10 protein-coding genes are annotated in these 12020 nt (G+C 63.7%); all 10 read right to left on the bottom strand.

Annotation, left to right across the window (positions count from 1 at the left end):
* Positions 1-2: 2 nt before the first annotated feature.
* Positions 3-764 (bottom strand): type IVB secretion system protein IcmH/DotU, encoded by a 762-nt coding sequence (gene icmH, locus BOH68_RS06515; protein ID WP_077377238.1) that lies wholly within the window; start codon positions 762-764, stop codon positions 3-5.
* Positions 761-2104 (bottom strand): type VI secretion system baseplate subunit TssK, encoded by a 1344-nt coding sequence (tssK, locus tag BOH68_RS06510; RefSeq protein WP_077377241.1) that lies wholly within the window; start codon positions 2102-2104, stop codon positions 761-763. Before tssK ends, icmH begins: the two co-directional genes overlap by 4 nt.
* A 71-nt stretch (positions 2105-2175) precedes the next feature.
* A complete protein-coding gene (tssJ, locus tag BOH68_RS06505) occupies positions 2176-2784 on the bottom strand; it encodes a type VI secretion system lipoprotein TssJ (protein ID WP_170877444.1) in 609 nt (202 codons plus the stop codon).
* A 10-nt stretch (positions 2785-2794) separates the two neighbouring features.
* On the bottom strand, positions 2795-5467 hold the full coding sequence (tssH, locus tag BOH68_RS06500; RefSeq protein ID WP_077377247.1) for a type VI secretion system ATPase TssH: 2673 nt from the start codon (positions 5465-5467) through the stop codon (positions 2795-2797).
* Entirely contained in the window at positions 5464-6681 is a 1218-nt protein-coding gene (gene tssG / locus BOH68_RS06495) for a type VI secretion system baseplate subunit TssG (protein WP_077377250.1), read from the bottom strand. Before tssG ends, tssH begins: the two co-directional genes overlap by 4 nt.
* Entirely contained in the window at positions 6645-8480 is a 1836-nt protein-coding gene (gene tssF / locus BOH68_RS06490) for a type VI secretion system baseplate subunit TssF (protein ID WP_077377252.1), read from the bottom strand. Before tssF ends, tssG begins: the two co-directional genes overlap by 37 nt.
* Entirely contained in the window at positions 8480-8968 is a 489-nt protein-coding gene (gene tssE / locus BOH68_RS06485) for a type VI secretion system baseplate subunit TssE (protein WP_233593521.1), read from the bottom strand. The genes tssF and tssE overlap by 1 nt, the downstream gene beginning before the upstream one ends.
* 116 nt (positions 8969-9084) lie before the next feature.
* A complete protein-coding gene (gene tssC / locus BOH68_RS06480; protein WP_077377255.1) occupies positions 9085-10584 on the bottom strand; it encodes a type VI secretion system contractile sheath large subunit in 1500 nt (499 codons plus the stop codon).
* A 15-nt stretch (positions 10585-10599) separates the two neighbouring features.
* Complete coding sequence (gene tssB / locus BOH68_RS06475) at positions 10600-11127, bottom strand: type VI secretion system contractile sheath small subunit (protein WP_077377258.1); 528 nt, start codon at positions 11125-11127, stop codon at positions 10600-10602.
* A gap of 98 nt (positions 11128-11225) precedes the next feature.
* Positions 11226-11975 (bottom strand): hypothetical protein, encoded by a 750-nt coding sequence (locus BOH68_RS06470; RefSeq protein WP_077377261.1) that lies wholly within the window; start codon positions 11973-11975, stop codon positions 11226-11228.
* Positions 11976-12020: the final 45 nt, after the last annotated feature.

Below are 12020 nucleotides of genomic sequence, written 5' to 3'. Positions count from 1 at the left end.
CCTCATGTCGTTGCGAACAGGGACGACAGTCGCTCGATGAGCGCCGTGACCTGAGCATCCAGCAGGTTGTCGAGCACCAGATAGACCGCGCCACAGCACAGCGCGATCACCAGCAGGTAGACCCACACCGGAATTTCGTAACGCAGCAGCTGGCCCACCTGGTCAGGCAGCTGCCAACCCGGTGACAGCACGGCGGAAGACTGGCGATAGCGCGCGATATCCTGGCCCAGCGTGCTGGCCACGTAGCGCAGCTGATCGCGGTGTTCGAGGCGGAACTTGCCCTCGAAGCCCAACGCCAGACACAGGTGATAGACCTCCAGCACGTCCAGGTTGGCCTTGACGTCGGTGCGCAGTGCCTCGAGACGCTCGAAGAAGCCCTCACCGGCCAGATGCACCCCGAAATAGGTGTACTGCAGCGGGTGCAGTTCCAAGTGCTGGCGAATGTTGCTGGCGCCGGCGCCCAGCACGCTTTCATCGAGGAAGGCGCACAGCGCGTACTGGGCGTCACGCACCTGGTCCATGCTGTAGCCGACGGCCAGCGCCTGGGCTTCCAGCTCACGGAAGTAGTCGGCGACACGGGTCAGGAATTCATCCACGTTGCGCGCTTCACTACCGCGACGAATCATCAGGATCAGCGAGAAGAAGTCCTGGGACAGCGTACGCAGACGCGTATCCGCCGCCGCGCCATTGGCCTGAGCACTGCCAGACTGGGCACTGCCGGTCTGGGCAGCGTCATTCGGCCGGGTTGCCGTGTACTGGTTCATTTCAGCACCGCCATCAATTCAATCTTGAGGTTGTGGAAGCCGCCGGGCACATAGAAGGCGATGGCCTGGGCGGCCATCATGCGTTCGTACATGCGCCCCTGGGGCTCCAGCGCGAAATAGTGGTTATCGAGGCGCGAGGGAATCGCGGTGGGCAGACGCGAGGCATGCACCAGCGAGCCGCCGGGCATGGCGCTGTTGACCACCACTTCGATGTCATCCGGCGAGCCGACCTTGAAGGCACGCGGCACCAGCTCCAGCAACTTGGCGCCGGGCATGTCGGCATGCACGCTGATATAGAAGTCGGCATCCAACAGGCGCGCATCGTGCAGATGGGCGATGTAATAGGACGGCTTGGTCTGTTCCAGCGCGATGGGGATGTACTGGTTGGGCACCACGGTATCCAGCAGCTCGCGCGCCATGGTTTCCAGCGTCGTCAATGACTGGACCGGGTCTTCATGGCGGTACGGCGGCAGGTCACTCAGGCGGTAATCCATCGAGAAGGTCATCAGGCTCGCGACCAGATCCGACAGGAAGGTGTAGAGCTTCTCGGGATGCTGCTGCGGGTGTTGCAGCAGATGCGCCAGCGCCGGGTAGGCACGGTTGACCGTATGCAGCAGCCAGAACAGCGCCACGTCGCTTGAGCCGAATTCCGCGACCTGATCGGCGCGCTCGCGGCGACGGCCTGACAGCGTCTCGTGCTTGGCCTGCAGCATGCCGGCCAGGCGCTGGCCCATGGCCATCAGCGTCTCACTGCTCGAGAGGTGAAGCGCAGGCGGCACGAAGCGCGGCGAGACGGAGAACCCACCGGCGGCATTGCGCGTCAGCACGGCCAGCGGGCAATGCGTGCTGCCTTCCAGGTCATCGCCTTCCAGCAACAGACGCACATTGAGTTCCAGCAGGCTCAGCTCGTTCTCGCCATCGCCGTCCAGCAGGTCCGGCAGGGAATCGAAGCGCTGACGAAAGCGGCGACGCGCGCCCCGCTGCTGCTCATCTTCCTGCACATTGCCGGCGTAGGGTTGTACCAGGCTCAGCGCAGCGTGCACCTTGATCTCGCTGTGGCCGGCCAGTTCACCCAGGTCGCGCGCCCGCGGCAGGCTATCGTGCTGCGGTGCATCGAACAGCGTGCCGTCGGGGAAGACCAGCTTGAGGCGACTGAGCTGCAGGCGGCCCTGGGCCAGCGCGCTTTCATCGATTTCCAGACGCTGCACGCCAAAGGCGAAGGGCCCGCTGCGCGTGCTGGCTTCGCCGAGCTGCCACTGGTGATACTCATCCTGATACTGGAAGTGCTGGGGCAGCAGGAACATGCCCTCGGACCACCTCACGCGATTATGCTTGCTCACGAATCCATCCTTTATAAAGTCCGTCCGGTGTCGCCCGTGACGTGTCAGCCACGCGGTTCATGCCCCGGGTGTCAGGGCCGGGTCGCCGTCGCCAGCAGGTCTTCGCTGTCGGGCGCCACCGTGATGTAGTGATCGACCAGGGTCAGTTCGACACCGTCCGGTGAGGTGAACAGGCCGTCCTTGCGCATCGCATCGGCATCGAACAGCACGCGCCAGCGCGCGTCCGGGGTCTGGCGGAAATAGGCCGCGACCGCCACGTAACGCGCGCCCGGCTTCAGCGGCGCCTCATCCACGACATGCCCGCCCGGCACCATCACCACTTCGCGGGTATCCAGCAGCGTGTCACCCAGCACCTTGTCGGCTTGGTCCCACAGGCCATCGGGCGAGGCGCTGGCGAAGGCTTCACGCGCATCCAGCTGATAGATGCGCACCACCACCGACAGCGACACCTCGTCGACATCCGGATTGAGTGATTCATCGGCATCAAGGGTGAAGGCGACCGTCTCGTCCTGGCTGAACAGGATGTCGCCCACCGTGCCATCCATCTGCTGGCCAAGACGGCTGCCGACGCCACAGCCACCGAGCAGCAGGCTGGCGCACAGCATGGCCGGCAACCAATGGCGCGGGCGCAGTGACCTGGCGCGCTGGACAGCCTTCACGTGATATCCCCGGACTGGCATGTGATGGTCCTCACTGCATCTCGTAGGTGAACTGGCCGGCGTCATCCAGCGCGATGCGGATGTCGCCCACCGGCTGCTGATCGGCCATGCGCTCCAGCACCCACTCCACCAGCGGCGGCATCATCGAACCGCTCAGCAGATGATCAATGCTGCGTGCGCCACTGTCGGTCTGGGTGCAACGCTCGGCGATATGATGCGCAAGCGATGAGTCGAAGCTCAGATGGGCGCCGTGATTGCGCGTGAAGCGCGCGGCCAGACGCGACAGCTTGAGGTCGACGATGCGCGCCAGGATGTCGCTGTGCACCGGGTAGTACGGCACCACCTTGAGACGGCCGAGGAAGGCCGGCTTGAAGACGCCATTGAGGGTGTCGCGCAGGCCCTCGACCAGCGCCTCGGGCGCCGGCGGAGTCGCCACGCCCAGGCAACGGTTCATGATCTCGTCGGTGCCGACATTGGAGGTCAGCAGGATGACGCAGTTGCGGAAGTCGATCTCGCGCCCTTCCCCGTCATCCATCACGCCCTTGTCGAACACCTGGAAGAAGACTTCCAGCACGTCCGGGTGCGCCTTCTCGACTTCATCGAGCAGCACCACGCTGTACGGCTTGCGACGCACGGCTTCGGTCAGCACGCCGCCTTCGCCATAGCCGACATAGCCGGGCGGCGAGCCCTTGAGCGAGGAGACGGTGTGCGCTTCCTGGTACTCGGACATGTTGATGGTGATCAGATTGCGCTCACCGCCATACAGGGTGTCGGCGAGGGCCAGCGCGGTTTCGGTCTTGCCGACACCACTCGGGCCGAGCAGCATGAAGACACCGATCGGCTTGTTCGGGTCTTCGAGCTTGGCGCGTGACAGGCTGATGCGCTTGCCGATCTCTTCCAGTGCGTGGTCCTGCCCGAGTACGCGCTCGCCCAACAGCGCCGGCAGACGACGCACGGTGTCGATCTCGTCACGCTGCATCTTGCCCAGCGGGATGCCGGTCCAGGCGGCGACGACCTCGCCGATGGCGTTGCCATCGACACAGGCGTGCACCAGCGGCGCCTCGCCACCGGCTTCTTCCAGCACCGCACGCGCGGCGCGCAGTTCTTCCAGTGCGCTTTCACGGGCCGCGTCGCTGGCCTCGTCATTGATCTCGTTCAGAGCGGCGTCGGCCTTGAGCACTGCCTCGACGGCCTCACGCTGACGCGTCCAGTCGGCTTCCAGCGCCGTGACCTGAGCAGTGATGGCCAGTACTTCCGTGTCGATCTCGTCCAAACGCGGGGCATGACTGTCATCGCCGCGCTCGTGTTCCCGGGCCAGCGCTTCCCGCTCGGCCTCCAGATCGCGCAGGCGCTGACGGGCATCTTCCAGCGGTGCCGGCGTGGTCTGCTGGCCCAGCGCGACACGCGCGCAGGCGGTATCCAGCACGCTGACCGCCTTGTCCGGCAGCTGACGGCCGGTGATATAGCGGCTGGAGAGACGCACCGCCTGCACGATGGCGTCATCGAGAATCTCGACCTTGTGGTGATCGCGCATGCGCGTCGCCAGCCCGCGCAGCATGTCGATGGCCTGCGGCTCGGCCGGCTCCTCGACCTTGACCACCTGGAAGCGACGCGCCAAGGCGGCGTCCTTCTCGAAGTACTTCTTGTACTCGGCCCAGGTGGTGGCGGCGATGGTGCGCAGCTCGCCACGCGCCAGCGCGGGCTTGAGCAGGTTGGCGGCATCGTTCTGACCCGCCTGACCACCGCTGCCGATCAGGGTGTGGGCTTCATCGATGAACAGGATGATCGGGTGCAGGCTGCGCTTCACTTCCTCGATCACGCCCTTGAGGCGCTGCTCGAATTCGCCCTTCACGCTGGCGCCGGCTTGCAGCAGGCCGAGGTCCAGGGTGCGCAGCTCGACACGTGCCAGCGGCGCGGGCACTTCGCCGGCGACGATCTTCTGCGCCAGGCCTTCGACCACCGCCGTCTTGCCGACCCCCGCCTCGCCGGTGAGGATCGGGTTGTTCTGACGCCGACGCGTCAGGATGTCGATCATCTGGCGCACTTCATCATCACGCCCCAGGATCGGGTCGATGTTGCCGTCACGCGCACTGGCGGTCAGGTCGATGGTGTACTGGTCCAGCGCCGGGGTCTTGTGACTGCCCGGGCGGGCAGCGCCAGCGTCCTCACCTGACGTCGGCTCACCCGCGCGCGGGGCATGTTGAGACGGCTGGGACAGCTCGGCCTCGGGACTGGCGGCCAACAGGCTGGTGAAGTGCAGACGCAGGTCAGCGACATCGATGCGCTCGAAAGGACTCTCGAGACCCGGCATGTCGCTTCGGATCACGCGCGCCAGTTCCGGGTCTTCCAGAAGTGCCAGCAGCAGGTGACCGCTGCGGATATGGGCGACCTCATGATCGATGGAGGCGATCAACCAGGCCTTCTCGATCAGCTGCGTGATATGCGGTGAGAGTGCCGGCGTCGCGGTGCTGCCCGTCTTCAGGCGCTCCAGCGAGCGATCCAGCTGATCGGCGAGTTGATCCAGGCCCAGCGAGTAGTGACGCGCGATGCGCAGCAGGTCGTTGTCATCGCCATCCAGCAGCTTGATCAGCAGATGCTCGACATCGACTTCATACTGGCGCTTGGCAAGGCACAGACCCGCCGCCTCTTCCATGGCACCGCGGCTGACATCATTGAGCTTGGCGAATAGCGTCTTGAGACTCACGGGGTCACTCCATCGAAGGGGATTCGTAACAGCACACTTCCCGAGGTGCTGCGTGGTGTCTGGCCCAGCCAACCCAGACGACCCAGCGAGATGCCGTTGGCACCTCCCAGGCGGGCCGACGGGACTTCACTGGAGTCGAGCTGCAATTCCAGCTCGAAATCGAGCTCCGGCCCGACATAGAAACGGATCAATTCCGTCATGCGCAGGTGGTCTTCACCCCCGGGCAGAAAACGGCGGAAGTCCGCCAGGCGCAGGGGGCCAACGACCATGCGCAGGCAGGACTGGTAGTCCCAGGCACGCTTGCCGGCTACGGCGCTCTGGCCGAGACGCGCGTTTGCCTGACCCAGGCGCGTCAGTTCCGGCTCGCTGATGTCGAGCCAGCGGCCCTGAAACGGTTTCACCTGACAGGGCACACCGAAGAACACGCCCAGCAATGTCTCGAGGTTCTGCTGATTGCGGGGCCGCTGCCCGAGCAACCCGGCGAAGAAGGAGAACAGCTCACGCGGCAGCTCGCGGCTGCCGGCGCGCTGCTCGTCAGTGCCGTGGTTGTCACGGTTCTGACTGCCGCTGCTCTGACTGCCAATGCCCCAGCTGGGTGCTGCGTTGTCGCGGTTCTCGTCCACCTCCGGCGCCTCGACTGACGTCATGGCGGCAGGCAGTGCCAACGGCGCCTGCGGAGCAAACAACAGCTCGGCCGAGGCACCCGACAGGCCACACAGCGCGTGCAACTGGCGCTCGATATCGGCCTGCCCTCGCCGCTCGTACTCGACGTGGAAGCGATACTTCTGCCATGCCTGATAGAACAGCGCCGTCATGCGGTGCGAGAACAGATCGAAGAAGGCATGGGCGCCGTCATCGCGCAGCTGCACATGGCGGTCGATCAGCGTCTCGGTGTACGGGCGCGGCAGTACACCAGACGGCCCGATCAGCCCCATGAAGGTGACCTGCACCTGGGTCAGCGGCTGGTCGGTGGGCGAACGCAGCGCCTCGCTCTCGAAGACAAGGTCACTCACTTCGCTGGCCGGGAAGTTCAGCGAAAGCTGGCTGCGAAACCGCAGCGGGTCTTCGTGCGGGCGCAGCTCGGGTTCGAGACGACCGGCACGGCTGTAGTGCAGCCGCAGCAAGCGTACGAGCTGAAAGAAGCTGAACCGGTAGGGCTCAGCGCGCGCCTGGTCGATCAGACCAGGGGCTGAGTGCCGGTTCTGGCGGGCCATGTCACGACGTCCTTTTCACGCTGGCGGCTGCGTAATGTCAGCCGGGTGAAACTGTTGAGCGAGCAGTACTGCCCGAAGAAGTGATCCAGCACCATGCCGAACACGTAGATGCCGCTACCGATGAATTCCTGTTCATCAAGTTCCAGGGTGATGCCGATTCCGCGCACGAAGGCCGGGCGCGGATGCCCGATTCGCGTCATCGCCGGCTCACTGTGGATGCTGGCGATGCCATTGATCTGACGACGCGTGGCTTCGAGGTCGCGATAGTTGTAGAGCGAGAGCATCTCCAGCAGCGCCTCACGGCCGCGCTCCACCAGCGACAGATGGTTGAGCGACAGATGCGAGATCAGACGCCAGATGACGCCCTTGCCCATCGGCGGCCGCGCCGAGGGCGTCGGCTTGCGCAGGCAGCGGATGGCCTTGACCACCTGCTCGCGCGGCAGGGTGAAATCGCCACGCGGATGGCCGAAGCTCAGACGCTGCGGCAGATCACGATTGCTGCAGGTCAACTTGAGGCTCAGCACGTCACTGGTGGCTTCGATGGCATTCAGCTCGCGGTCCGCCAGGCGCAGCAAAAGCTCGGTGCCGGCATCCCGCTCACGGGCGGAAGGCACCCGCCGCGACAGCCAGTAGCTGGTCTCGCGTGACGGTGCACTGCCCTGCGGCTCGAAGAACGGCGGGCAATAGCGCACGTGATCGCGCTCGGCGGTCTTCTGCACGCGCGTGACGCGGTCGATCGAGACCACCTCGGCGCCGTGCGGGTTGCGCACATCGGCCACCACCGGATATTCCGCCTGGGTATGGGTGAGCAGGATCGGCTCTGCCTGGCGCTCGAACAGATTGATCACCGGCGTGCAGCCGAGGCGGAAATGATTGCGCCCCAGGCTCTGGGACAGACGCGACAGCCGCTCGTCCAGCGCATAGTCCGCGAAGTGGAAATGCAGCTCGAAGCGCGTGCCACTGGCGCGCGCCAACAGTCGTGTCAGCCCTTCGACATCGAAGAACATGAACTTGTCGGGGAAGGTGAAGTACTCGTGCAGCAGGCGATAGCCGAGGAAGGAGCGCTCGGGGTAGTCGATCAGCCCTTCCTCGGGCGCGAACCCGACCGGCGTGAGCGAATCCGTCGGCAGCGAGACTTCACGACGCTGCCCGCCTTCATCGAAGCTGACGCTCAGGCGAGTCAGGTTGTTGAACAGCAGTTCGTACATCGGGTGCATCAAGGCACCCTCGCCGTCCAGGAACAGGCGCAGGCGGTCGATCCCGAAGCTGCCCACCGACTGGTCATTCAAGGCCTCGAAGGCCAGATCCAGCCGCGCGACGCTATCCTTGTCGCGGCCATTGAAGGCCGAGCGTTCCAGCAGCGAGAAGCCGGCGCTTTCCACGCGCAGCGGCCACACATCCACCGGATAGCAGGTACGGAAGCGGCAGGCCACGCCTTCCACCGGACGCGAGAACATCTCGGTATGCCGCGCGACCTGATAGCGCCCGGTCAGCGAGGTCTGCTCACCGGGGTCGAGCTGTGCGATCGACAGCGAAGGCGTCGGTCGCAGGTAATGGGGGTAGAGCACATCGAGGAAGGCCTCGACGATTTCCGGCAGATCATCATCCAGCTTCTTGTGAACCCGTGCCGACAGGAACGCGAAGGACTCGACCAGACGCTCGGTGTGCGGGTCTTCGCAGTGGTCGCCTTCCAATTGCAGTCGTGCGGCAATCTTGGGGTACTCACGTGCGAACTCCCGGCCCAGAAAGCGCAGGTGCGAGATTTCTTGTTCGTAATAAGGCAGCAGTTCATCAAGCATCAGGAAAGGTTCTGCACTTTGTATTGCTGAGTGTCGGCATGCAGCACGGCATCGAACGCCACTTGCCGCGTTGCATCCTTGAGAACGAGGAGCGTCTCGACGCGAAAGCGCAAGAGGCGGTCCTGGCCGTCCTGGTCAAGCAGCTTGACCTGCACGTTGCGAAAGCGACGGTCATTGCTCTCGATGGCGTACTCCAGCTGACGCTGGATCAAGCGGCGGTCTTCACTGCTGTGCAGGCCTCGGCCGAGAAAGTCCGGCAGACCGAAGCCCAGCACCGTGCCGCGCAGCCCGGGAAAGTCATTCAAGCGCCCTCCCAGCAATTCGCTGCGCGTGTTCACCAGAATCTCGAGGTCTCGCACGATGGTGCGCTTGTACTCGTCGAGACTGACGAAGCGTTGCTCCTCCGCAGCTTCTCCCTGATGCGGTGCATCGTCCTGCAACCGATCCCACAGGGTGGGAATGAGGCGGCGGGTGCCATTCATGCGCATGTCGCCTCCTTCATGGCGATAAGCCGCATCGTCAGTCCGGCGTTGGCCGGTCTGACGATGCGGGCGTGCAGGACACGCAGGGAAAAGAGCGAGGGGTCTTCAGTGACGAGACGTCATCAGCTGCGAGTGGACTGCGGCAGCTCGGCGACCAGGCGCAGCGAGGCAGTCAGTTCATCCAGCTGGTAGTGCGGACGCAGGAAGGTCACGGCCTTGAAGACACCCGGCTTGCCCGGGACTTCCGCGACTTCGACACGTGCTTCACGCAGCGGGAACTGCGCCTTGGCTTCCTGGCTGGCGTTGTCGTCCAGCAGCACGTACTGGGACAGCCAGTCGTTCAGGTAACGCTCGACACTGGTGCGCGAGGCGAAGCTGCCGACCTTGTCACGCATGATCGCCTTCATGTAATGCGCGATGCGTGAGGTGGCGAAGATGTACTGCATCTGCGAGGACAGGCGCGCGTTGGCGTTGGCCACGTCGGTGTTGTACGTCTTCTGCTTCTGGGCGGACTGGGTGCCGAAGAAGGCGGCGTAGTCCGTGCCCTTGCAGTGCACCAGCGGGATGAAGCCCAGGTCTGCCAGCTCCTTCTCGCGACGGTCGGTCACGGCGATCTCGGTCGGGCACTTCAGCGCCACTTCGCCATCGTCGGTCTGGAAGGTGTGGGTCGGCAGGTTCTCGACCAGGCCACCGCCTTCGACACCGCGAATGGCGACACACCAGCCATAGTTGGCGAAGGCATCGGTCACGCGGGAGCCCATGGCGTACGCCGCGTTCATCCACAGATACTTGTTGTGCTCGCGGCCATCGACGTTCTCGACGAAGTTGAATTCCTCGACCGGCGTGGTGTCCGGGCCATACGGCAGACGGCCCAGCACGTGCGGCAACGTCAGGCCGACGTAGCGCGCATCTTCGGAGTTGCGGAAGGACTTCCACTTGGCGTATTCGACGGTATCGAAGATCTTGGACAGATCACGCGGACCGCTCATCTCGGTGAAGGAGTCCCAGCCGAACAGCTCCGGTGACGCCGCGGAGATGAAGGGGGCGTGCGCCGAGGCGGCCACGTGGGAGATCTGCTCCAGCAGATAGATGTCTTCCGGGCTGCGCGAGAATTCATAATCGCCGACCAGCATGCCGAAGGGCGCGCCACCGAAGGTGCCGTACTCTTCTTCGTAGACCTTCTTGAACAGCGCGCTCTGATCGAATTCCGGCGCCGATTTCAGGTCACGCACCAATTCCTTCTTGGTGGCGTTGAGCATCTGGATCTTCATGTTGCTGCCGGTCTCGGTCTGATCGACCAGATAGCGCAGACCGCGCCAGGAGGATTCCAGCTTCTGGAACTCACTGGCGTGCATGACTTCGTTCATCTGCTCGGAGAGCATCGCGTCGATCTCGGCGATACGCGCATCCAGCACGGCGATGAGGTCCTTGCTGGGCATGACTTCGCCATCCAGCACCTGGGCGACCAGCTCTTCGATCAGGTCGCGCGCACGGGTGCGCTCCGTCTCGGAGCGCGCCACGCGGCTCTCGGAGATGATGCTGTCGAGCAAGGAAGACTGCGGCGCGAAGACGGTATCCTGTGCCTGCGGTGCCACTGCTGATTCACTACGATTGTCACTCATGGTCTGACTCCGCAATCAGTTGTCGTCTTTGCGCACGGCTTGCTCGCGACCGAACTCGTCGCCCAGCGTCTTGAGCTTCTCGCTGTTCTGCAGCACGTCCATCAGCAGCTCTTCCAGCTTGTCATTGCCGCCCATCTTGTTGCGCAGATCGGCGAGCTTGTTGCGCACATCCAGAAGCTTGCGCAGCGGCTCGACCTGCTTGACGACATTCTGCGGCTCGAAGTCTTCCAGCGAGTTGAAGTTCAGCTCGACCGGCAGCTGGGTACCATCCTTGCTCAGCGTGTTGTCGACGCGATAGGCAAGGCGCGGCTTCAAGCCCTTGAGGACGCCGTTGAAGTTGTCGCGATCGATGGCGACGAACTTGCGGTCCTTGAGCTTGGGCGGCGGGCTGAGCGGGTTGCCGGTGTAGTCACCGACGGCACCGACCACAAACGGCAGTTCCTTCTGCTCCTGGCTGTCACCGATCTCGACGTCGTAGGTGATCTGGACGCGTGGTGCGCGAATGCGTCCCAGCTTGTGTTGTGTGCTATCCCTCTCCGCCATGGGGCATTTCCTTATGTGCAGTTGTGAAGTGATTGCGCGTGTCAAAAATGGGGGATCAATCTGAGCCGTCCGGCGCATCTTTGAGCGACATCAGCCCGTCAGACTGCCGCTATCGCCTTGAGTAGCCGCTGCTTGACGGCGTCATCCATCGACTCGATATCCGCGACATCGATCAGTTCTTCAAAGGTGTCGTTGCCGGCGATTTCGGTACTGCGCAGGATGGTGTCCTGCTCCGGCAGGTGCGAGGTGATGGGCGACCCCACCACGCAGAACGGCATGCTGCCGAATTCGTCCAGCTTCTCGAAACTGACCGGGAAGCGCAGACCCAGCAACAGACGCCCGAGGCCCGGGGCACGATTGACGCAATAGAACAGCATCAGGTAGTGCACCACGTAGCGCAGCAATTCTGCCGTGCTGCGATTGGGGTCCTTGATGATGTGGCGGAAGCGCTGCAGCGAGAAGCCGTCAAAGCCCACGACCCAACGTGTGGGGCTGGTGACGCGAATCACCTTGCCGGTGGTCGTGAGGCGTACGTCATATTCATGCGGATAAAGGCGCGGGGCCGTGCTCAGAAGCTCCAGCGGCACATCCAGCTCCTGCAGCAAGCGGAAAGGCTCGGCATTGGCCGTGGAGTCATAGAGAGCGGTGAATTCCTTGAAGGCATGCTGTGCCTCACGGCCGCTACCGCGCGGCGCCCCTTGCAGGTATTCGCCAAAGATCATCTGCGGGCGAATCAAGGCCCCCAGCGTCGTCAGATAATCCGACGCATTGTCATACAACAGATCACTGACGACGCGAGTCTGCTTGCGCTGACGGATGAAGGCTTCAATGTCAAAGGACGAATCCATGTCAGATACTCTCCGTGCGCAGACCTTGCGCAACGCGTGATGAAC

This window comes from Cobetia sp. MM1IDA2H-1 (assembly GCF_002916775.2).
GTDB classification, from domain to species: Bacteria; Pseudomonadota; Gammaproteobacteria; order Pseudomonadales; family Halomonadaceae; genus Cobetia; species Cobetia marina.
The sequence above is the reverse complement of the archived record's forward strand: the minus strand, read 5'-3'. Positions and strand labels throughout refer to the sequence as shown.